The 20,917-nt window shown below is 34.2% G+C and carries 22 protein-coding genes and 1 tRNA gene; 16 read left to right on the forward strand and 7 right to left on the reverse strand.

Features of this window, described 5'->3' with window-relative positions; translation table 11 throughout:
* Window positions 1-4 precede the first annotated feature (4 nt).
* Entirely contained in the window at window positions 5-1,690 is a 1,686-nt protein-coding gene (gldJ, locus tag ACP7AT_RS05640; RefSeq protein WP_426063376.1) for a gliding motility lipoprotein GldJ, read from the forward strand.
* Window positions 1,691-1,757: 67 nt separating this feature from the next.
* The gene (locus tag ACP7AT_RS05645; RefSeq protein WP_426063377.1) at window positions 1,758-3,044 is read left to right on the forward strand and encodes a UDP-N-acetylmuramoyl-tripeptide--D-alanyl-D-alanine ligase; all 1,287 of its coding nucleotides are present in this window, start codon (window positions 1,758-1,760) and stop codon (window positions 3,042-3,044) included.
* 257 nt (window positions 3,045-3,301) lie between these two features.
* Here the strand turns inward: ACP7AT_RS05645 and ACP7AT_RS05650 are convergent, their stop codons facing one another.
* Entirely contained in the window at window positions 3,302-3,496 is a 195-nt protein-coding gene (locus ACP7AT_RS05650) for a hypothetical protein (RefSeq protein WP_426063378.1), read from the reverse strand.
* A 391-nt stretch (window positions 3,497-3,887) separates the two neighbouring features.
* Between ACP7AT_RS05650 and ACP7AT_RS05655 the strand changes: the two genes are divergently transcribed.
* Entirely contained in the window at window positions 3,888-4,643 is a 756-nt protein-coding gene (locus ACP7AT_RS05655) for an NUDIX hydrolase (protein ID WP_426063379.1), read from the forward strand.
* 181 nt (window positions 4,644-4,824) lie between these two features.
* On the opposite strand, the gene ACP7AT_RS05660 is transcribed toward ACP7AT_RS05655, so the two are convergent.
* Both ACP7AT_RS05660 and ACP7AT_RS05665 read right to left on the reverse strand, forming a co-directional pair.
* Window positions 4,825-4,899, reverse strand: a tRNA-Val gene (locus ACP7AT_RS05660).
* A gap of 88 nt (window positions 4,900-4,987) precedes the next feature.
* Window positions 4,988-6,208 (reverse strand): bifunctional folylpolyglutamate synthase/dihydrofolate synthase, encoded by a 1,221-nt coding sequence (locus ACP7AT_RS05665; protein WP_426063380.1) that lies wholly within the window; start codon window positions 6,206-6,208, stop codon window positions 4,988-4,990.
* 128 nt (window positions 6,209-6,336) lie between these two features.
* Here ACP7AT_RS05665 and ACP7AT_RS05670 point away from each other — a divergent pair, with 128 nt between their 5' ends.
* Together ACP7AT_RS05670 and ACP7AT_RS05675 are read left to right on the forward strand one after the other, a co-directional pair.
* Entirely contained in the window at window positions 6,337-7,032 is a 696-nt protein-coding gene (locus ACP7AT_RS05670; protein ID WP_426063381.1) for a MotA/TolQ/ExbB proton channel family protein, read from the forward strand.
* A 1-nt stretch (window position 7,033) separates the two neighbouring features.
* The gene (locus tag ACP7AT_RS05675) at window positions 7,034-7,429 is read left to right on the forward strand and encodes an ExbD/TolR family protein (RefSeq protein WP_426063382.1); all 396 of its coding nucleotides are present in this window, start codon (window positions 7,034-7,036) and stop codon (window positions 7,427-7,429) included.
* Window positions 7,430-7,652: 223 nt separating this feature from the next.
* Here the strand turns inward: ACP7AT_RS05675 and ACP7AT_RS05680 are convergent, their stop codons facing one another.
* From ACP7AT_RS05680 to ACP7AT_RS05690, 3 genes are all read right to left on the reverse strand, one after another.
* Window positions 7,653-8,552, reverse strand: coding sequence for an energy transducer TonB (locus ACP7AT_RS05680; protein ID WP_426063383.1), 900 nt, complete (start codon window positions 8,550-8,552; stop codon window positions 7,653-7,655).
* A 415-nt stretch (window positions 8,553-8,967) separates the two neighbouring features.
* Window positions 8,968-10,194: a Glu/Leu/Phe/Val dehydrogenase dimerization domain-containing protein gene (locus ACP7AT_RS05685; protein WP_426063384.1), complete on the reverse strand. Its 1,227-nt coding sequence runs from the start codon at window positions 10,192-10,194 to the stop codon at window positions 8,968-8,970.
* A 67-nt stretch (window positions 10,195-10,261) separates the two neighbouring features.
* A complete protein-coding gene (locus ACP7AT_RS05690; protein ID WP_426063385.1) occupies window positions 10,262-11,332 on the reverse strand; it encodes an anhydro-N-acetylmuramic acid kinase in 1,071 nt (356 codons plus the stop codon).
* 88 nt (window positions 11,333-11,420) lie between these two features.
* Here ACP7AT_RS05690 and ACP7AT_RS05695 point away from each other — a divergent pair, with 88 nt between their 5' ends.
* The 6 genes from ACP7AT_RS05695 (at window position 11,421) to ACP7AT_RS05720 (ending at window position 16,851) form a co-directional block, all read left to right on the forward strand.
* Complete coding sequence (locus tag ACP7AT_RS05695) at window positions 11,421-12,560, forward strand: acyl-CoA dehydrogenase family protein (RefSeq protein ID WP_426063386.1); 1,140 nt, start codon at window positions 11,421-11,423, stop codon at window positions 12,558-12,560.
* A 350-nt stretch (window positions 12,561-12,910) separates the two neighbouring features.
* The gene (locus ACP7AT_RS05700; protein WP_426063387.1) at window positions 12,911-13,399 is read left to right on the forward strand and encodes a DinB family protein; all 489 of its coding nucleotides are present in this window, start codon (window positions 12,911-12,913) and stop codon (window positions 13,397-13,399) included.
* Window positions 13,387-14,097 carry an NRDE family protein gene (locus ACP7AT_RS05705; protein WP_426063388.1) on the forward strand — a complete coding sequence of 237 codons (711 nt, stop codon included), beginning with the start codon at window positions 13,387-13,389 and terminating at the stop codon, window positions 14,095-14,097. The genes ACP7AT_RS05700 and ACP7AT_RS05705 overlap by 13 nt, the downstream gene beginning before the upstream one ends.
* Window positions 14,098-14,119: 22 nt before the next feature.
* Window positions 14,120-15,169 carry a D-alanine--D-alanine ligase gene (locus ACP7AT_RS05710; RefSeq protein ID WP_426063389.1) on the forward strand — a complete coding sequence of 350 codons (1,050 nt, stop codon included), beginning with the start codon at window positions 14,120-14,122 and terminating at the stop codon, window positions 15,167-15,169.
* 4 nt (window positions 15,170-15,173) lie between these two features.
* On the forward strand, window positions 15,174-15,821 hold the full coding sequence (locus ACP7AT_RS05715; RefSeq protein ID WP_426063390.1) for a hypothetical protein: 648 nt from the start codon (window positions 15,174-15,176) through the stop codon (window positions 15,819-15,821).
* 58 nt (window positions 15,822-15,879) lie between these two features.
* Window positions 15,880-16,851 (forward strand): M28 family peptidase, encoded by a 972-nt coding sequence (locus ACP7AT_RS05720; RefSeq protein WP_426063391.1) that lies wholly within the window; start codon window positions 15,880-15,882, stop codon window positions 16,849-16,851.
* Here ACP7AT_RS05720 and ACP7AT_RS05725 read toward each other — a convergent pair.
* Entirely contained in the window at window positions 16,844-17,422 is a 579-nt protein-coding gene (locus ACP7AT_RS05725; protein WP_426063392.1) for a GNAT family acetyltransferase, read from the reverse strand. The genes ACP7AT_RS05720 and ACP7AT_RS05725 overlap by 8 nt on opposite strands.
* 131 nt (window positions 17,423-17,553) lie before the next feature.
* Between ACP7AT_RS05725 and ACP7AT_RS05730 the strand changes: the two genes are divergently transcribed.
* From ACP7AT_RS05730 to ACP7AT_RS05750, 5 genes are all read left to right on the forward strand, one after another.
* Window positions 17,554-18,231, forward strand: a complete 678-nt coding sequence (locus ACP7AT_RS05730; protein WP_426063393.1) for an SDR family NAD(P)-dependent oxidoreductase — start codon at window positions 17,554-17,556, stop codon at window positions 18,229-18,231.
* 30 nt (window positions 18,232-18,261) lie between these two features.
* Window positions 18,262-18,615, forward strand: coding sequence for a four helix bundle protein (locus ACP7AT_RS05735; protein ID WP_426063394.1), 354 nt, complete (start codon window positions 18,262-18,264; stop codon window positions 18,613-18,615).
* 33 nt (window positions 18,616-18,648) lie between these two features.
* On the forward strand, window positions 18,649-19,251 hold the full coding sequence (locus ACP7AT_RS05740; protein ID WP_426063395.1) for a SprT-like domain-containing protein: 603 nt from the start codon (window positions 18,649-18,651) through the stop codon (window positions 19,249-19,251).
* Between the two features lie 255 nt (window positions 19,252-19,506).
* Complete coding sequence (locus ACP7AT_RS05745; protein WP_426063396.1) at window positions 19,507-20,175, forward strand: outer membrane beta-barrel protein; 669 nt, start codon at window positions 19,507-19,509, stop codon at window positions 20,173-20,175.
* 41 nt (window positions 20,176-20,216) lie between these two features.
* Window positions 20,217-20,909: a hypothetical protein gene (locus ACP7AT_RS05750; RefSeq protein WP_426063397.1), complete on the forward strand. Its 693-nt coding sequence runs from the start codon at window positions 20,217-20,219 to the stop codon at window positions 20,907-20,909.
* Window positions 20,910-20,917: the final 8 nt, after the last annotated feature.

A 20,917-nucleotide genomic window follows, 5' to 3' on the forward strand; every position in this document is an offset into this window, starting at 1 on the left:
GAGTATGAAAGCAAACAGAATTATGGGCTTACAGGTGTTACTATCAATCATTTTGATTGCGGGTTTCTCCAGTTGCAGTAAAAAATCCAGCTCAAAGAACACTTCAAGAGCGACGGGTTGGAACATGGACAGTAAAAAAGGCTCAAGCAAGAAAAAGCAAGAAGCAGGACCAGGTTTGGTTTTTGTTGAAGGTGGAACGTTTACAATGGGTAAAGTGCAGGATGATGTTATGCATGATTGGAATAATACACCAACACAGCAACACGTTCAGTCATTCTATATGGATGAAACTGAGGTGACCAATTCAATGTATTTAGATTATTTAGATTGGTTGAAAAGTGTTTATCCGCCAACAGAGGAAAATTACAAAAATATATATGAAGGTGCTTCACCAGATACTTTAGTTTGGAGAAATAGATTGGGTTATAATGAAACGATGACCAATAACTACTTGAGACACCCGTCTTATGCTGAATATCCGGTTGTTGGAGTTAATTGGATTCAAGCGGTAGAATTTAGTAATTGGAGAACGCAACGTGTAAATGAAGCGCTTTTAGAAAAAAACGGATACTTAAAAAAGAATGCAAAAACGCTTGATGTAACTGCTGAGAGTAATTTTGATACTGAAACCTACTTAAATTCACCTACTTCAGCTTATGGAGGAAATGAAGAGATCGTATTAAAAGGAGGAAAAGGAGCGAAGAAAACTCCTAAAGCTGGAAAAAACGGAACTGTTGCTGAAGCAAAAAATGTATATGCACAACGTTCTTCAGGAATTCTTTTGCCCGAGTATAGATTGCCAACTGAAGCAGAATGGGAGTACGCAGCTGCTGCAGATGTAGGTCAAAGAGAATATAACATCTATAAAGGACAGAAAAAATATCCTTGGTCAGGTGGATACACCCGTTCAGGAAAAAGACAAAGTCAAGGAGATCAATTGGCCAATTTCAAACAAGGTAATGGTGATTATGGTGGAATCGCGGGCTGGTCTGATGATGGTGCTGATATAACAAATGAAGTTAAAAAATATCCGGCTAATGATTTTGGATTGTATGACATGGCAGGAAACGTAGCAGAATGGGTACAAGATGTTTACAGACCTATTGTTGATAATGAAGCCAATGATTTTAACTATTTTAGAGGAAATCAATACACTAAGAACAAAATTGGTTCTGATGGAAAAGTGGAGATTGTTACCAAAGACAACATGAAGTACGATACGTTAAGTAATGGTAGAATTGTTGCCAGAAACTTTCCAGGTCAGATTGCTCAAGTTCCAGTTGATGAACAAGAAACGTATTTAAGACAGAATTTTGATAAAAGCGACAACGTAAATTATAGAGATGGTGACAAACAATCTACCAGATATTATAATTTTGGAGATGCTGAATCTGACGATGATAAAACAAAATCAGAGAAAACAATGTACAATTCTCCTAAACACAATGTTACAACAGACAGTTTAGGTAAAATGGTTAGAAAGTACGACAGATCTAGCAAAAGAACTACATTGATAAATGATGAATCTCGAGTGTATAAAGGTGGTTCTTGGAGAGATAGAGCGTATTGGTTAGATCCTGCACAAAGAAGGTATTTTCCGCAAGATATGGCTACAGATTATATTGGTTTTAGATGTGCTATGTCAAGAGTAGGACCAAAAGCAGATAAGAAAAGATCACCAAGAAATTAAATTATTAATATATAATAAAAATAAAAGCCCTTTGATTAGGGCTTTTATTTTTTTAAAATCATTATAAATGGATATCAAGTACATTCATAATTTGTTTTTAAAATGTAGTTCAGTTTCGATCGATACACGTAAAATTGAGCCAAACTCATTATTTGTTGCTATAAAAGGAGATCGGTTTGATGCTAATACATTTACAAAAGAAGCATTAAAAAAAGGTGCTTCTTATGTTATAATTGATGACGAATCGTATCGCATTGATCACAGAACAATTTTAGTTGAAGACAGTTTGGTTGCACTACAGGAATTAGCAAAATTTCATCGTGATTATCTAAAATTGCCTATAATTGCTCTTACGGGAAGTAATGGAAAAACGACTACTAAAGAGCTTATCAATGCCGTGCTTTCTAAAAAGTATAAAACGAAAGCGACCATTGGGAACCTCAATAACCATATTGGAGTTCCGTTGACATTGCTTTCTTTCACTTCAGAAACTGAAATTGGAATAGTTGAAATGGGAGCGAATCACAAAAAAGAAATTGAATTCCTTTGTGAATTAGCAAAACCGGATTACGGTTACATTACTAATTTTGGCAAAGCTCATTTAGAGGGTTTTGGTGGTATTGAAGGGGTGATTGAAGGGAAAAGTGAAATGTATCAATACCTTTCGGCCCATGATAAGAGTGCTTTCATTAATTTGGAAGACCCAATTCAAGTTGAAAAGTCAATTGCGTTAAAAACGTATTCTTTTGGTATAAATAAAGCGAATGTGGATGTTAATATTTTATCAGTTAAAGCGAATCCGTTTGTTGAGATAGGTTATTCCGGGCTTACAATACGATCCCATTTAATAGGGTTGTATAATGCAAATAACATTAACGCAGCGGTAACTATAGGAAAATATTTTGGAGTTGCTGATAGTGAAATAAAATCGGCCTTGGAAAATTATATTCCTGAAAATAATAGATCACAATTGGTGCAAAAAGGCTCAAATCAGATTATACTGGATGCTTACAATGCAAATCCAAGTAGTATGAAAGTAGCAATTGAGAATTTTCTACAATTAGAGAATTCTGATAAGATAATGATTTTGGGAGACATGTTTGAGCTTGGAGAGGAAAGTATACAAGAGCATGAAGCAATTGTTGCGATGTTGTCAAACGATGAAAATGTAAAATGTTACTTTATTGGCTTAGCATTTTACAAAAATACAATAGAGAAAGATAATTTTTGGTTCTATGATACTTTTGAAAGTTTTTCAAATGATTTTTCAGAAACGAAATTAAGTAATTCTACAATTTTAATAAAAGGTTCACGAGGAATGGCATTAGAGCGAACCTTGGAGTTTATTGAGTAGTTACTGTCAAATAATTTAGAAAAAAATATTGACTTTACATGTATTTCCAACCGGAGCTGTAGTTATGGTATTTAAATTGGAAAAATAGATTTGTTAGATGGGATTTAATTTGGTTGTGCTTTATCAAAGACCGTCAATCAAATTCTTTTTCAATATTGATAAATAAGAATTAAGAAAAATCTTTAATCATGGAGATTAGCTTTTAATATTCCATTAATGGTTTCTTCGGTAGATTTTCCGACGAATAAGACAATAAATTAGTTCAGAGGCATGTCAGCTAATATAGCTTGAAAAAAGTAAGATACTTTTTTCTCATATTCCATTTCTAGGTTTTTTGTGGCTCTTGTAAAACTTTCAACTCCATTAATAAAACCATTAGCAATTTCTTCTCGCAAAACTAGAACTTCAGAAAAATAGTGCCAGTTTCTTCCTCCAATTAGGGCGCACTTCATACCTAAATTGAATACTATACTATTAGAACATCAGTGGCTGTAAATTTAATTCCGAAAGGTTTATCCATTTTTTGTGCCGTATTAGTATTCTAAGAAGCGGCAACTAATAAAATTGTTGGAAAACAATCATGAATTATTTTATAATCTGCGTGGGAATGCGATTGTGATTCCAGTCCTAGTCCAATAATTAATTAAATGATTTTTTTAGCTGTAATTCACTATAAATATGTTTTTTAATCGAATGGATTTGTTTCTTTGTCCAATATTTTTATCTTAAGGTAAAAATAATGAATGATGCGTTTTTAAAATCAAATGTTCCTTAACTTTCTTAAGAAAAGTGAATTAAATCGTGAGACTAAAAATTATATTTTAATGACTAGAAAATAAGCAGATGTTAAAAAATATTTTAGATAATAAGGAATTATACCAACCGGGTTTGTCGATAGATTGTGTGATTTTTGGATTTCATGACAATCAGCTCAAAGTGTTGTTAATAAAAACAAAGTATAGTGATAAATGGGCTTTGCCCGGGGGGTTTGTGCCTATAAATGAAGATATTGATCAGGCTGCAGTAACTGTTTTAAATTGTAGAACTGGATTGAAAGGAATTTTTCTGAGGCAGTTTTCGACATTTGGCGCGGCCAGACGGACCAATATTGTTACCAGTAATTCAGTACTGGAATTTTACGGAATACCTTTAGACGAAGGGAAATGGTATGCTAGCCGTTTTGTAACGGTTGGTTATTATGCCTTAGTCGATTTTTTGCAAACAATTCCGCAGCCTTTAGATAATAACGAAATTGTAGAGTGGATTGATCATAATGCGGTGCCAGAATTGATTTTAGATCACAGACAAATTCTGGATACAGCATTGAAAACCCTTCGTATGGAGTTAAATTTAATGCCGGTAGGATATAATTTACTCCCCGAAAAATTTACGATTCCGGAATTACAAAAATTATATGAAACCATTTTAGGAAGAAAACTCGACCGTAGAAATTTTCTACGTAAGATAACGGCAATCGGGATTTTAACAAAGCTGGATGAGAAGAAAAGTAATGTAGCTCATAAAGCGCCAAATTTATATAATTTCGATAAAAAAAAATACGAAGAAGTAGTTAAGAACGGATTGACCCAAGGTTGGTAATTTAAAAAAAAATATAAAAAAACTCCATTATTTCTAATGGAGTTTTTTGTATATCGCTATTTTTTTCTTGTTGAGGTTATCTAATCTTTTTGCACAACCCGCAACTTTTAAACTTAGTCCTATTTTAGGATGGGACAATATTAGACAAAAAAAACTCCATTATTTCTAATGGAGTTTTTTGTGGGCGATGAGGGGTTCGAACCCCCGACCCCCTCGGTGTAAACGAGGTGCTCTGAACCAGCTGAGCTAATCGCCCTAATGCAATGTTAGTTACTTTCGTTTTCGTTATTGCGTGTGCAAATATACGCCACTTTTCTAGAATTGCAAGTAAAAACCAAAAAAAATTATAAAATTTCTGCAACTACAAAGGTGCTTCCGCCAATGTATATAAAATCAGATTTCCCAGCCTTTTCAATTGCTTTGTTATAAGCTTCTGAAACAGAATTGTATACTTCTCCTGTTAATTCAAAAGCTGCTGCTTTTTGTTTTAGAATTACCGCATTTAGTCCGCGAGGAATATTGGGTTTGCAAAAATAATACTTGGCTTTTTTTGGGAATAAAGGTAGAATTTCATCTAAATCTTTGTCGTTTACTACTCCTAAAACGATATGTAGATCATCAAATTCTTCTTTTTGTATTTGTTTTAAAACAATTTCTAATCCGTTTTTGTTGTGTGCGGTATCGCAAATAACTTTTGGAAATTCATTTATCTGTTGCCATCTCCCTTGAAGTTCTGTGTTTCTTACAACTTGTAATAATCCGGATTTTATGTTTTCTGAAGTAATTATAAATTCCTTTTGGGCATTTAAAACAGCAATAGTCTGCAAAACTGTTTTCTTATTGAAGATCTGATAATCACCAATTAAATCAGAAGGATAGGTTTCTAAAATTAAATCAGAAGCAAAATATATTTTCGAGTTGCATTCTGTAGCTTTATCCAGAAAAACTGGTTTGGTCTCAGGTGTGTATTCGCCAATTACTACTGGAATATTAGGTTTTATAATGCCCGCTTTTTCAAATGCGATGGCATCAAGTGTGTTGCCCAAAAACTGGATGTGATCCAACCCTATATTTGTTATTATTGAAACGAGAGGGGTAATGACATTGGTTGCATCCAGTCTTCCGCCCATTCCTACTTCAATAACGGCGATGTCTATTTTTTCTTTATAAAAATAATCAAAAGCCAATCCAACGGTCATTTCAAAAAAACTCATGTCATTGGATTCAAAAAAACTTTTGTGTTTATTGATGAAATTAGTAACGAATTCTTCAGAAATATCTTTTCCGTTAATTTTAATGCGTTCTCGAAAATCTTTTAGATGTGGGGAAGTGTATAACCCAACTTTATAACCCGCTTCTTGAAGTATGGATGCCAACATGTGTGAGGTCGAGCCTTTTCCATTAGTTCCCGCAACATGAATACACTTAATTTTCTCCTGTGGATTTTCAAGGTGTGCTAAGAGTAAATGCGTGTTGGTTAAATCTTTTTTGTAGGCCGAAGCGCCCTGAAGCTGGTACATCGGGAGCTGATTAAACATCCAATTTGTGGTTTCCTGATAATTCATTTTTGTAATAAAATAGGGTTGTTTAAAATATTTTTCGATTTTTTTAGTTTAATAGTACATCGAAAAGTATCTTTAGTGCAAAATTGAAATAATTTTTAGAATTAATGATTGAAATACAATAATATTATATGTTTAGTTTTATACAATTACAGGCTGACACCATTACCAACGCTGCTTCAAACGTAGTTATCGAAAAAATTGCTCCAAATACCGAAATATCTACTTTAGGATTTCTTTTGAAAGGCGGTGTGTGGTTGATCCCAATTGGGATTTTATTATTTTACACTTTTTATTTGATCATTGAACGCTATTTGTATGTCAGTAAAGCATCTAAAATTGATACTCTTTTGATGCGTGATGTACGCGATAATTTAAATTCCGGAAATCTTGATTTGGCTCGATCTATTGCAGAACGAAATAGTAGTGCCTCAGGCAATATTATCAAGGAAGGAATTTTGGTTATTGGCAGACCTATTATCGAAATTGAATCCAATATGGATCGTGCTGCCGATATCGAAATTGGAGAAATGGAAAAGCATCTAGGCCATCTGGGACTTATTGCCGGAATTGCGCCCACGTTAGGGTTTATTGGAACAATCTCAGGAGTTATAAAAATATTTTACAGCATTTCGGTAACTGAAAATATTAGTATCGGTAATATTTCCGGAGGATTGTATGAAAAAATGATCAGTAGTGGTGCTGGATTAATTGTTGGAATTATCGCCTACAGCGGGTATCATTTATTAAACGGCAAGATTGATAATTTTGCTTTAAAAATTCAAAAACAAATATTAGAGTTTGTAAATATTATTCAAAGATCGTAACATGTCTATAAAACGTAAAAGAAGATTTCATGCCGAGGTCGCGACTTCTTCATTAAGTGATATTATGTTTTTTCTGTTGTTGTTTTTCTTGATTATATCAACCTTGGCTAATCCTAATGTTATCAAGATGACGTTGCCAAAAGCACAATCCAACGAGAAGACAAACAAGCAATACATTAGCTTATCCGTTACTGAGGATAAAAAATTCTACATCGACAAACAGCCTGTTTCATTTGAAGAACTAGAAACTACGCTGATGTCTAAAATGAATACAGAGAAGGATCAAACGGTTATTGTTCGCATTCCATTTAATTTGCAAGTACAAGACTTAGTCGATGTACTGCAAATAGGAGTGAAGAACAATCTGAAGTTTGTGATTGCTACCAGTCCCAAGTAAGGCATAGCTTGTTTTTACGAAGCAATTCTTTATTTGGGCGTGACCACAATAGGAAAAGGGGCTAATCAACTTTATGCTGATTAGCCCCTTTTCATATTGCGGTCGGGCTATCCGCAGTACTTCGGTACTTGCTGCTATCCCTCACGCAGATTCGTGATCTGCCAGATTATTTGCGATGACAAGAATAGTTACTTTTTACAAAAAACTACTACTCCTAATTGTTTTAATTCAAATTGAAATTATAAACAATCTTTCCCACTTGTTTTTCTGGTGCATCGTTGCTGGCGTCCCATTTCGTGTTCATTGCGGCGATTCGGGCTTGGTCTAGTAAACATTTTGCTGTATTAGTGGTTCCTTTTACACCGGCAACAGCATTCACAGTCCTTCCGGTTCGATCTACCGAAACTTCAACAACAACTTTTCCTTGTTCATTACACGTGTATTTCGGTGCGGGTTTAGAAACTGCTTTTCTGTTTCCTAACGAATATCCAACTCCGCCGCCAGAACCACTCCCTGTTCCGCCGCCGCTTCCGGAGCCATAGCCGCTTCCAGTTCCTATTCCGGTTCCAGTGCCGTTTCCTCCACCTGTTCCTCCACCAGAACCACCTGTTCCATAATAACCGTTAGAACTTAAGCTTCCATTAGATTTTCCTTTGTTTCCAGCTGTTTTATCATCTCCATCACCGCCTTTATTGGATCCTTTCATGATGCTGGATAAAGCATCATTGGTATTGTTAGAAACTTTAGGTTTTACAACCACGGGTTTTGTTTCTTCTTTTACGACCACTGTTGGTTTTTTAGTCTTTTCTTTCGTCGGAATCACGACACTTTCCTCGCTGCTGTTTTCTTGAGATAAAATAGCTTCGTCCGGAGTTGATTTTGCAGGCGTTTGTCTGGTTTGGTTTTTTACTTCTAAAATTTCACTCTTATAATCTGCTCCAGAACCGAAATCGCTGTCGCCAAAATTCACCGTAACGCCACCGCCACCGCCGCCACCGGCAAGTTCATCCATGTTTGCGGGAGGCCAAAATCGGATGAAAAATAAAATTAACAACATTGTCGCATACAAAAGAATGGATATTGCTAAGGATTTCTTTTGATCTGATGAAATGGTGGAACTCATTTGTATTTTAAATTTTAAAAAGTGTATTACTAAAAAACGTTGAAAAGTACTAAAAATTGTTAAGAGTAAAAAGCTACTGCCAGAATATAAATAAGATCGCTTTCGCTTAAAACTAAAAATAAGAAAAGGGATTAAATAGACTATAAAATCTGCTTAATCCCAGTTCCGATAAATATTAAAGAATAATCCGTTGGGTAATATTAATAAAAATTTAAATTAATTTTAAATAAAAAAATTGAACTACATAGAAACATAGAAAAAAAAAGTCAGATAGCCCAATTCTTGGTTTCACCTAGCTATGGTTTTTACTAAAAAAGTGAAACGCCTTTGATAATGTGAAAATCTATGTTTCTATATGGTTAGAAATTTAAACAAATTGAATTACACCCATCGGGTTAAAGAATCCTATTTTAATTTAAGTAAGCTGCTTTAGTGCAATTTCAAAAGCAGTGGCGCTAATATTAGTTTTACTTGGATTTAAAGCATGCGCTTTTTCGATTGCTTTTTTGATGATTTCTGATGTGTCTTGGAAAATAGCTTCATCCGTCATTTGCACTTTCTTTTCCATGAAATAGGCAAAAACACGCGCCATCCCACAATTAGAAATAAAGTCAGGAATTAAACTTACTTTATGATCTACATCTTCCATAATTGGACCGAAAAATATTGCTGCGTCGGCAAAAGGTACATTCGCACCACATGAAATTACTTCAAGACCATTTGCAATTAAGCTGTCAATTTGTGATTGAGTGACCAATCGGGAAGCGGCACACGGAGTGAATATTTCAGCACCGATTGTCCATATTTTTTGATTGATTTCTTCAAACGGAATCATGTTTTCGGCAACCAGTTTGTTTCCGTCTTTGGCTATAAATAAAGCTCTAATTTCTTCGAAAGAGAATCCTTCTTCATTTATTAATCCACCATCTCTGTCGATAATACCAATTACTTTAGCACCCATCTCGGCTAAGTAAAATGCGGCAGCTGACCCTACGTTTCCAAAACCTTGAACGATTGCTTTCTTTCCCTTTACATCTCCACCATAAATCTTGTAATAATTACGAACGGCTTCAGCAACACCATAACCGGTAATCATATCGGCAACAGTATATTTTTTGGAAACATCAGGTGAGAATTTTGGATTTTCAATCACCTTCACCACACCTTGACGCAATTGCCCTATTCTGTTGATTTTATCTGCTTCGGTCGGTTTGAAATGTCCGTTAAAAACACCTTCTTGGGGATGCCAAACGCCACATTCCTCCGTCATAGGAATTACTTCGTGAATTTCATCTACATTCAAATCACCGCCAGTTCCATAGTAACTTTTCAATAAAGGAGAGACGGCTTTATACCAGCGTTGTAAAACGCCTTTTTTTCTTAGATCATTTGGATCAAAATTAATTCCAGATTTAGCGCCTCCAATTGCAGGTCCAGAAACCGAAAATTTCACTTCCATGGTTTTTGCCAAAGACAAAACTTCATTCATATCCAACCCTTTTCTCATACGAGTACCACCACCGGCAGCGCCACCACGTAGCGAATTAATGACTGTCCATCCTTCAGCTTCCGTTTCTGTATCTTTCCAATGGAAAACTATTTCAGGTTCTTTATTTTCGAATTTCTTTAATAAATCTTTCATTTGTTGCGATATGTTTAATTTTGGCAAATATAAAAAATAGAATAATGTGAATTATCTATTTTTAATTTTATTTAGTAGAATAAATAGTTCCAGAACTGTGATCTTTTTTTGCTCCTGTAACGCTATTCAAAACATTGATTTCTCCGCGTAATTTTAAAACACCGAGTAATGCAAAAATCAACGCTTCTTTGAATTCCAATATTTTAGCTGAAGGAATTATGATTTTCATTTCTGGTAAATGGTACTGAATTCTCTCGATGAGAAAATCATTGTAAGCGCCACCGCCAGTTATGAAAAGGCTGCCGTTTTTATTTGGCAAAGCCAAAGTAATTTGCAAAGCCACGTGTTCCGTGAAAGTGTATAATTTGTCTTTTATTGGAATAGAATAGCTTTCGATAATGGGCAAAATAGTTTCTTTTACAAATTCGAAACCCAATGATTTAGGATGTTTTTTTTGGTAATAATCCAAATCATTTAATCCATTTAATAAATCTTCGTTACAAATTCCGGTTCTTGAAATACTGCCTTTGTCATCATAATCCAATCCCAATTGATTGGCATAAAAATTTAAAACAGTGTTCACAGGTGAAATATCAAAGGCGATTCTTTTGTTGTTTTGTTCAAAAGATATATTCGAAAAACCACCTAAATTCATGCAGTAGTCATACTCAGGAAATAAAATTCGATCACCAATAGGAACCAAAGGCGCGCCTTGACCGCCCAGTTGTAAATCCTGAACCCGAAAATCACAAACTACCGTTTGGTTAATTAAGCGAGCAATTTCAGGTAAATTGCCAATTTGTAAAGTAAATCCGTTTTGTGGTTGGTGTAAAATAGTGTGTCCGTGGGAACAAACGGCGTCGAGATTTTTTATGTCGTATTTTTTAATAAAACTTGAAATAATCGTACCTAAAAGTTTCGTATAGTCTTGATTCAATTGCTTTAGTTGAGTTTTATTAAAATCGACGGCTATTTTTAATTTGTTTAACCAATCGGTTGTATAAGAAATAGTTTCAGATTCTTGGATTTCAAATTCCCACTTATTATTTTTTACAGTAAAGACAATGTGTGCCAAATCTACTCCGTCCAGCGATGTTCCGGACATGACTCCTATTATCGTATAGTTTTCTTTAAACATAGGCTAAATTTACGAAATCGTTTGAAATCTGATATTTAATAATTACTTTTGATGACAAATTTAAGAACAATTAATTTACAATTAAAATATGGATTTTAATCTAACCGAAGAGCATTTAATGATTCAGCAAGCCGCTAAAGATTTTGCAGTAGCAGAATTATTACCAGGCGTAATTGAACGTGATGAACATTCAAAATTCCCAACTGAGCAGGTGAAAATGATGGCCGATCTAGGTTTTATGGGAATGATGGTAGATCCTAAATATGGTGGATCTGGTTTGGACAGCATCTCTTATGTTTTGGCAATGACAGAAATTGCAAAAGTTGATGCTTCGGCAGCTGTAATCATGTCAGTAAATAACTCTTTAGTTTGTGCTGGTCTTGAAAAATATTGCAGTGAAGAGCAAAAGATGAAATATTTAGTGCCGCTTGCCAAAGGGGAAGTGATTGGTGCTTTTTGTTTGTCAGAGCCAGAAGCGGGAAGCGATGCGACTTCTCAAAAAACGACAGCTATTGACAAAGGAGACCATTATTTGTTGAATGGAACTAAAAACTGGATCACTAATGGGTCAACTGCATCCACTTATTTAGTAATTGCCCAAACGGATATTGAAAAAGGACACAAAGGAATTAATGCTTTTATCGTTGAGAAAGGTTGGGCTGGATTTGATATTGGTCCAAAAGAGAAAAAAATGGGAATTCGTGGAAGCGATACGCATTCTTTAATGTTTACGGATGTAAAAGTTCCTAAAGAAAATAGAATTGGTGCCGACGGATTTGGATTTGCTTTTGCAATGAATGTTTTAAACGGCGGAAGAATAGGAATTGCATCACAAGCGTTAGGAATTGCAACTGGTGCTTATGAAATTGCATTGAAATATTCGCATGAGAGAAAAGCCTTTGGAAAAGAAATTTTTAACCATCAGGCAATTGCTTTTAAACTGGCTGATATGTACGTCAAAGTAACTGCAGCAAAATTATTGGTGATGAAAGCGGCTTGCGAAAAAGATGAAGGTAAAGATATTGCGCATTCTGGAGCGATGGCAAAATTGTACTCCTCAGAAATTGCTTTAGAAGTGGCCAATGAAGCTGTTCAAATTCACGGTGGAAATGGTTATGTAGCAGAATATCATGTGGAACGTATGATGCGTGACTCCAAAATTACTCAAATTTATGAAGGAACTTCTGAAATACAACGAATCGTAATTTCAAGAGGATTAGTTTCGTAAATAAAACAAAATAATTATAGAAATCCTTTCTAATTTCGGTTGGAAAGGGTTTTGTTTTTTTAATATATTTACGGAAAGAATTTTTTTTAGACACTATTAAATTTAAAAGGCAATGCGGAGTCGATTGCGCCTATATTGATTTTAAATCGAAAAACTCCGTTGTTTGGCGCTGCAGTGTGTTACGAAAATGCGGTTAATGCAATTTTTGTTCCTCTGTTGCTACTTAAAAAGGAAGTAAAAATGATGGTGGCTCACTTTTTATTTTGGCACTAATTACCTTTCTTTGTTGTGTTATTTTAGTTTTTAAGGATAGAAATAATGTAATGAATTTGTTGAATTAAAATATAAATATGCTAATACCTTCCATTAATAATAGTTTAAGAGAACTAATTGATTTGCTGAATCAATTGTCTCAAAAAGAATATTCCAGTTCTTGTGCGGAATTGAGTAATGCCACTATTGGGGAGCATACCAGACATATTCTTGAGATGTTTCAATGCTTAGAAAATCAATATGATTCAGGTCTTGTAAATTATGATAAAAGGGAACGAAACACTCGTATTCAAACAGATACCGCTTTTGCTATTGAAAATATTGTTTCGATTCAACAAAATTTAGACAAAAAAAATAAAAACCTCGAGCTGTTACAAATCATTGACGGAGAGGAGATTCGAATTGAAAGCAACTATTTTAGAGAATTATTGTATAATCTGGAACATTGCATTCATCATCAGGCGCTTATAAAAGTGGCTATTTTGCAATGTGAAACAGTGACAATTGATCCTAATTTTGGCGTTGCGCGCTCCACAATAGAATATAGAAATCAATGTGCACAGTAAGTTTTGTGGCAACGAATGGTAAAATTATCATTACCTCTAATCGGGATGAAAAAACGGTACGACCGAGCGCAATACCACCAAATAACTATATAGTTAACGGAAAAAATCTTATTTTTCCAAAGGATCCCAAGGCTGGAGGAACTTGGTTTGTTGCAAATGAGGATGGAACAATTTTAGTGTTGTTAAATGGCGCTGATGAAAAGCATCAAGTGGAACTTCCGTATCGAAAAAGTCGTGGTTTGATTGTTTTAGACCTGATCAGCGGCTTTTCGCCAAAGGATTTCTGGACCGAAATTGACTTAGAAAACATTGAACCTTTTACGTTAGTTTTGTTTCAAAACAATGCTCTTTTTCAATTGCGATGGAACGGAGAAGAAAAGCAAACAACTCCTCTTGATGTTCATCACAATCATATTTGGTCTTCCTCAACTTTGTATTCGCAATCGGTTCGTGAAAAACGAGCCAATTGGTTTCATGCTTTTATGGATGATAATTCTGAAATTTCCGAATCAAAAATACACAATTTTCATCGTTACACCGAAGAAGGAAATGATGAAAACGGTTTGGTTATCAATAGAAATGACGAGATGAAAACGTTGAGTATCACGCAATCGGTTATTGAAAAAAATAAAGTAGCTGTATTGCATTACGATTTAATTGCACAGCAGGATTTTTCGACCTCATTTATCACTGTGTAAAGAACTTAATTTGACCCGAGTTATGACGAACAGGCGAAGCAAACTACTTTTTCATAAAATTACGCATTGGGAATATTGGCCTTTCCAGATTGTTTACATTCCTATTTATTTTCTTTGGTCCTATTATTCTATCAAGGCAAAATCTATTTTTTTCTTTAACGCTTCAAATCCAACCATAAAAAATGGCGGGTTTATGATGGAGTCCAAAAAAGAAATTTATGATTTGATTCCACAACAGTATTATCCAAAAACGGAATTGATAAAAGAGGGAACTGCTCTGGAAAAAATTTTAAGTGTGATTGAAGTAGCACAAATTAAATATCCTTTGATTGCAAAACCGGATATTGGGCTGCGAGGATCTGGGGTCAAAAAAATCAATACCATTCAAGATTTAAAAGAATATGCTAATAAAGCAAATTTTGATTACGTAGTGCAGGATTTAATTCCTTACGAGAACGAAATTGGAATTTTCTATGTGCGTTATCCTCATGAAAAAGTGGGCAAAATTACAGGAATAGTTTCTAAAGAATTTTTGATTATAACCGGAAACGGTTTCTCTACCGTAGAAGAATTAATCAAAGAAAATCCGCGGTACGAAATGCAGTTAAAGGTTTTAAAACAGGAATACGGTAAAAAACTACTTGATATTCTTCCAAAAGGAGAAAAACTAAACTTGGTGCCTTACGGAAATCATGCAAGAGGCGCAAAATTCATTGACGGAAGTCATTGGGTAACCCCGAAATTGACACAAACCATCAACGAAATGTGCTTACAGATTCCGGGTTTCTACTTTGGGAGATTGGATGTGATGTACCATACAGTTGAAGAATTAGAACAAGGATTACACTTCTCGATTGTGGAGTTAAATGGTGCCGGAAGCGAGCCCACGCATATTTATGACCCAAAACATTCTTTGTTTTTTGCATGGAAAGAACTCGCGCGTCACATCACGTATATGTATGAAATCAGCGTTGCAAATCATAAAAATGGTGTTCCCTATTTACTGCACAAAGACGGGATGAAGGAATATAGAATGCACTTGGAACAAAGCAATAAAATTATAAATTTCTAAAATAATGAAAGCATTAAAGAACATTTTTGTTGGTTTTTTAGTGAGCTTTATTGGTTCGATACCGTTGGGATATTTGAATGTTATTGGTTTTGAAATCTATTCAAAATTTGGAATGAACAGTTTGATTTTCTTTTTGTTCGGCGTTATTTGCGTGGAAATGTTTGTGATTTATTTCACTTTAATTTTTGCAAAGCAATTGGTCAACAATAAAAAATTAATGAAGTTTATTGATTTTTTTGCCGTTTTCTTTCTATTGATTATTGGCTATTCTTTTTACGCCAGCGCTAATCAAACAACGGAACAGCAAGGTGTATTTGAAAAATATGCAATGTATTCTCCGTTTCTAATCGGTGTTTTTTTGAGTGGGATCAATTTTCTTCAAGTGCCATTTTGGACCGGTTGGAATCTGTATTTGATTAATGGGAATTATATTTCCATTGCAAATAAACTCAAACTGTATTATATTGCAGGGACTTTAATAGGCACATTCGCGGGAATGCTGACTTTGGTTTTGTTATTAAACACGTTATCTCAAAACACAACCAGCTTTTCTAAATATGTAATTCCTGTTGTGATTCCGTTGTTTTTTGTAGTTTTAGCCTTTGTTCAAATGATTAAAGTGTACAAAAAATATTATCGGAAAAGAATCTGAATATATAAGTTTAACGCTAATGCATAGCTGTCTTTATTAACCAAAATCTGCTTTAATTATGAAAAAATTTTTTCTTTTACTTCCATTTTTTTTCTTGTGTTGCAAACCAATTTCGTCGATTGTAAATGATACCGCAACAAACGAACCGTTGTCAATTGCATATAGAATAAAAGAAAATGACGTTGCTAAAACATTGAAATATTTAGCTTCGGATGACTTAGAAGGCAGAGAAACAGGAAAAGCGGGAATGGTCAAGGCTGCGGATTATTTAGAACAATTTTTTAAGGATAACAATGTAAAACCGTATTTCAAATCGTATCGTGATACGTTATCAACTTTTAAGGAAACGGCCTTTAATGTTGTAGGTGTTGTTGAAGGAAATGACCCAGTTCTAAAAAATGAATTTATAATTTTAAGCGCGCATTACGATCATATTGGTTTGGATAAAAAGGGGGTGAATGGTGATTTTATAAACAATGGTGCTAATGATGATGCTTCAGGAACAACTGCAGTTGCTGAAATGGCAAAATATTTCAGTATCGCCAAAAATAATAAACGCAGCATTCTTTTTGTGTTTTTTGCAGGAGAAGAAAAAGGCTTGTTGGGTTCTAAACATTTAGCGAAAAAACTGAAAGCACAAGATTTTAAATTATATGCCCAGTTCAATATTGAAATGATTGGTGTGCCAATGAAAAGAGATTATCTTGCGTATATTACCGGTTTTGATAAGTCGAACATGGCGGCAAAAATCAACGAATACACAGGAAAAAACACCATTGGTTTTCTTCCAAAAGAAGCCGAATATAAATTATTTTACAGATCAGATAATTACTCGTTTTACGAACTTTTTAAAGTGCCTTGCCAATCTGTGAGTACTTTTGATTTTGAAAACTTTGAGTTTTATCATCATGTTTCGGATGATTTCAGTGCTATGGATATTCCGCACATGACTTCTTTCATTCAAGAATTATTACCGGCTGTTACTAAAATGGCAAACACACCAACTAAGGAAATCATAATGCTTAAATAGTTAAAGAAACCGCCTGATTCATATCGTAAGCCAAAATTAAATAATCATTGTTGTTGAATTGAAAATCCCCAATAATGGTCCATTTTAGTTTTTCGGTATGTGCTTTGGTGGATGGAATATTGATTTTATTGATAAAAGTCAATCCCAATGGGTATTTATAAAGCATGTGTGTTCTCATGAATTCGAACAGCGGCGTAATCAAACCTTTTCCACGATATTTCTTGTGAATACAAATGGGTCCATATTGAAAACTATTGGTTGTGGTGATGTCAAAATCTAAAAAGGTCAGTTCGGGAAACAACGAACTCATGTAATTAAAAATGGGCCATTGTTTGAAAAAATCCCAACTTCCCGTAAAAACATAAGCAATGATTTTGTCATTGTCTTTGGCAATAAATAATTCTGATTTTTGAATAACTTCGGTTAGTTGCTCAATTGTAAATGGCGTCGTAACAAAGCCGGAAGCTTTTTCTTTTTCGGATAAATTAGCAACAAGATACAATTCCTGTAATGCTAATACGCCATCAATGTCGCTCATTTTTGCAATTTCTAATGGTATGCTTTCTATCATTTTCTTGGAATTGAGATGTTAATTTACTTTGCCAAAAATAAGTAAAATTACAGGAAACTTTAATTTTTATTAGATCAAGAATCCTTTGTGTAAAGCATTAGTTTTTTATCGTTTTTGTTTATTTTTGCTCTATGAAAAATATTATCATCACAGGGACAAGCAGGGGAATAGGATTTGAGTTGGCATTGCAATTTGCCAACGCGGGACACCAAGTATTAGCGATTTCCAGAAAAATTCCTCAAGCTTTATTGGGTAACGAAAATATTACGTGTCTTTCTGTTGATTTATCCAGTGAATCTGAATTGGAGAAAGTAAGCGATTTTCTTTCCAAGTCTTGGAATAAAATTGACGCAGTCATTCATAATGCGGGAAGTTTATTGTTGAAATCCTTTTCAGAAACCACTCAGGAAGATTTCGAAAACATCTATAAAGTCAATGTTTTTGGAGTTGCTAATTTGACCCGAATTTGTTTGCCTTTTTTACAAAAAGGAAGCCATGTGGTAACGATAAGTTCTATGGGCGGAATTCAGGGAAGTTTGAAGTTTGCCGGACTTGCTGCTTACAGTTCGAGTAAAGGAGCCGTTATTACATTGTCAGAGTTGTTAGCTGAAGAATACAAAGAGCGTGGGATTTCTTTCAATGTTTTAGCTTTGGGTTCTGTTCAAACAGAAATGCTTGCTGAAGCTTTTCCAGGCTATCAAGCGCCAATAACAGCGGGTGAAATGGCCAATTATATTTATGATTTTACTTTGACCGGAAATAAATATTTCAACGGCAAAGTGTTGCAAGTTTCTTCTACAAATCCATAACTTAAAGTTATAAATTTTAAGTTATGAATTATGAGTGAAAGTATTGTAAAAACAAAGAGTTTTGAGTTGGCAATTAGAGGTGTGAATTTTTATAAATACTTGGTCGCTGAAAAGAAGGAATATATTATGAGTAAACAATTTTTGCGATCCGTTACTTCAGTTGGTGCAAATGTCCGTGAAGCTGTAAATGCGCAAAGCAAGCCTGACTTTATTCATAAGTTGTCAATAGCCCAGAAAGAATGTGATGAATCTCTTTATTGGTTAGAACTTTTAAAAGAAACCAATTATATTTCCGAGTTAAAATTTGAATCGATTTGCCAACAAAATAATGAAGTTTTGAAAATTATACGAAGTATTATAATAACCTCTAAAAAAAACTCATAACTCATAATTCTTAACTTATAATTTGCAATTGTTTTGAGCGAAACCTTAGCCAGATACATTCCAGAGCATGCGGTAAAACCCGTTTTCGAACTTATTGTTGCCAATCAAGTGCATCTTAAGATTGTCAACGAACGACAGACGCGTCATGGTGATTATCGAAAAGGTTTGACCGGAAAGCATGAAATCACGGTAAATTCAAATCTTAATAAATACAAGTTCTTGATTACGTTAATTCATGAAATCTCGCATTTGGTTGCGTTTGAAAAATTTGGCAGACACATTAAACCGCATGGAAACGAGTGGAAATATTCGTTCCAACGGTTGATGATTCCTTACATTCGACCGGAAATCTTTCCGAATCATTTGCTGCCGTTGTTGGCGAGACATTTCAAAAATCCAACAGCCAGCAGCGATACTGATGCTACTTTGGCTTTGGCACTGAAACAATTTGACCAGCAAAATGATAAAAATTATGTATTTGAAATCCCTTATGGAAGTGTTTTCCGAATCCAAAACGGAAAGATTTTTAAGAAAATAGCAGTAAGAACGAAGCGTTTTGAATGTCTCGAAATGAGTTCCGGGAAAACCTATTTATTTAATCCAAATGCTGAGGTCGAGCTGTTGAAATCAAGCTAGCTTTTTACTTTTTTAAATACGCTTCACGTACTTTTTGGGATGTATAATAATTCTATAAAAACCTCATTATTAATTGCTTATTTTGCTACTTTAAAAGGAAAAAGGTTTTTTACGATAATTCTATGTAAATTTTATCTTATATTTACAGTGCTGGCTCTACTTCACATAAAAGAATATAATTATGAAAAATCTACGATTCCTATTCGCAACTATGCTCATATTGTCTAAAGTTTTATCATTTTAGATAATAGAAATATGAAAAATGCAATCATTTGTTTCGTATTTATCTTTATACCTTTTTTGATAAACGCACAAGAAACTGCAGAAACCGCAATCGTCAATCCAAAAGGGAATTGGTATTTTGGTGCAGAAATGGGTTCGAATACCATAACCTCTTTCAAGCTAGGCGAGCCCAATAAATCATTTCAGGGAGGAGTTTTGGCAGAATATTACACGGGGAGGCATTGGAGTTTGAGTGGACGAATTAAATATTTTGAAACCGGAGTTTCATTTTACAAACCAGATACACATAGTGGCGGTTGGTTTGATTTGGGTAGCGATGCGTATTCCGGTATTTTTAAAGGAGCTGTTATTTCTATTCCTGTAGCTATAAAATGGGAGTTTAGAATTTTTAAAAACTTTAGCGGAAGTTTGAAAATGGGGTATGCGCACAGTTTTGAAACCAAAAGTAGTTATACCAATTACTCTGAGAATTTAAAAACTGACTATCCGAAAAATTATGGAAGTTCAATTTCAGGATTGGGTTTTAATTATTTTTTGAATAATAAAACTGCTATCTATGTTGATTTTGAAACCTATTTTGGAGGACGAAAAGCAAAAATACCAGCGCTTATTTTTGATAATGATCAGTATGTTATGAATAATCTAATCAATATTGGTGTAAAACATAACTTTAAAAACTAAAAACTATTAAAACTATAATTTTAACCCTGAATTTTAAAATTATGAAAATGATTTCTTCCATTTTTTTGTCACTCATCGGAGCGATAAGTATAAACTCGTGTAGCGATACAAATAATTCGCCATCAGACACTTTTACAGTAAATTTAATAGATGGAAGCTCCAAGCAACCCATTCCTAATATTGAAGGGGGAAGTTGGTCTCCTAGTTTCCGTCACGATATTGCTCTTGAAACTTCTAATTTTGGAAATAACGTCCAATTAGATGGTGGAAAACTGAAAATTAATATGGCAGAATCAATCGAAAAAATACGAGCAATTGAGTTGTACTCTCCTTTAAGTTCAGATATGAATCCTGATAATCTATTTAGCCAAAAGTACTATAGTCAAGGGGATCTCTATTTTTCTTTATCAGCTGGATTAGAGCAAACCCAAGTGTATTATACAAAAGCCAAAATTAAATGTATAGTGAATGTCACTAAACCTGAAAATGTGGGTAAAGAGTTTAATATATTATTAATTGAACCTACTGATCAAAAAATTTCAATTAAACAGGGTTTTAATTTAGTTTACACTATTAAACCATTGAGTTTAGGTAGTCAATCTGTTAATATTAATGCAATAGGTAATTATAAAAACCAAATTAAGTGGGGGTTAGACAATATTACTCTCCCAAATACACTCATCGAAATTTTCTGTAACGAAAGTGAAACAAAAGACCTGATTATTAACCTATAAAAAAGGCA

The organism is Flavobacterium sp. DSP2-3-1, from assembly GCF_049896865.1.
GTDB lineage: Bacteria > Bacteroidota > Bacteroidia > Flavobacteriales > Flavobacteriaceae > Flavobacterium.

Coding starts and splice junctions, on each gene's coding strand:
- gldJ (WP_426063376.1), top strand. CDS start 5: ATGAAAGCAAACAGAATTATGGGCTTACAGGTGTTACTATCAATCATT.
- ACP7AT_RS05645 (WP_426063377.1), top strand. CDS start 1,758: ATGGATATCAAGTACATTCATAATTTGTTTTTAAAATGTAGTTCAGTT.
- ACP7AT_RS05650 (WP_426063378.1), bottom strand. CDS start 3,496: ATGAAGTGCGCCCTAATTGGAGGAAGAAACTGGCACTATTTTTCTGAA.
- ACP7AT_RS05655 (WP_426063379.1), top strand. CDS start 3,888: ATGTTAAAAAATATTTTAGATAATAAGGAATTATACCAACCGGGTTTG.
- ACP7AT_RS05665 (WP_426063380.1), bottom strand. CDS start 6,208: ATGAATTATCAGGAAACCACAAATTGGATGTTTAATCAGCTCCCGATG.
- ACP7AT_RS05670 (WP_426063381.1), top strand. CDS start 6,337: ATGTTTAGTTTTATACAATTACAGGCTGACACCATTACCAACGCTGCT.
- ACP7AT_RS05675 (WP_426063382.1), top strand. CDS start 7,034: ATGTCTATAAAACGTAAAAGAAGATTTCATGCCGAGGTCGCGACTTCT.
- ACP7AT_RS05680 (WP_426063383.1), bottom strand. CDS start 8,552: ATGAGTTCCACCATTTCATCAGATCAAAAGAAATCCTTAGCAATATCC.
- ACP7AT_RS05685 (WP_426063384.1), bottom strand. CDS start 10,194: ATGAAAGATTTATTAAAGAAATTCGAAAATAAAGAACCTGAAATAGTT.
- ACP7AT_RS05690 (WP_426063385.1), bottom strand. CDS start 11,332: ATGTTTAAAGAAAACTATACGATAATAGGAGTCATGTCCGGAACATCG.
- ACP7AT_RS05695 (WP_426063386.1), top strand. CDS start 11,421: ATGGATTTTAATCTAACCGAAGAGCATTTAATGATTCAGCAAGCCGCT.
- ACP7AT_RS05700 (WP_426063387.1), top strand. CDS start 12,911: ATGCTAATACCTTCCATTAATAATAGTTTAAGAGAACTAATTGATTTG.
- ACP7AT_RS05705 (WP_426063388.1), top strand. CDS start 13,387: ATGTGCACAGTAAGTTTTGTGGCAACGAATGGTAAAATTATCATTACC.
- ACP7AT_RS05710 (WP_426063389.1), top strand. CDS start 14,120: ATGACGAACAGGCGAAGCAAACTACTTTTTCATAAAATTACGCATTGG.
- ACP7AT_RS05715 (WP_426063390.1), top strand. CDS start 15,174: ATGAAAGCATTAAAGAACATTTTTGTTGGTTTTTTAGTGAGCTTTATT.
- ACP7AT_RS05720 (WP_426063391.1), top strand. CDS start 15,880: ATGAAAAAATTTTTTCTTTTACTTCCATTTTTTTTCTTGTGTTGCAAA.
- ACP7AT_RS05725 (WP_426063392.1), bottom strand. CDS start 17,422: ATGATAGAAAGCATACCATTAGAAATTGCAAAAATGAGCGACATTGAT.
- ACP7AT_RS05730 (WP_426063393.1), top strand. CDS start 17,554: ATGAAAAATATTATCATCACAGGGACAAGCAGGGGAATAGGATTTGAG.
- ACP7AT_RS05735 (WP_426063394.1), top strand. CDS start 18,262: ATGAGTGAAAGTATTGTAAAAACAAAGAGTTTTGAGTTGGCAATTAGA.
- ACP7AT_RS05745 (WP_426063396.1), top strand. CDS start 19,507: ATGAAAAATGCAATCATTTGTTTCGTATTTATCTTTATACCTTTTTTG.
- ACP7AT_RS05750 (WP_426063397.1), top strand. CDS start 20,217: ATGAAAATGATTTCTTCCATTTTTTTGTCACTCATCGGAGCGATAAGT.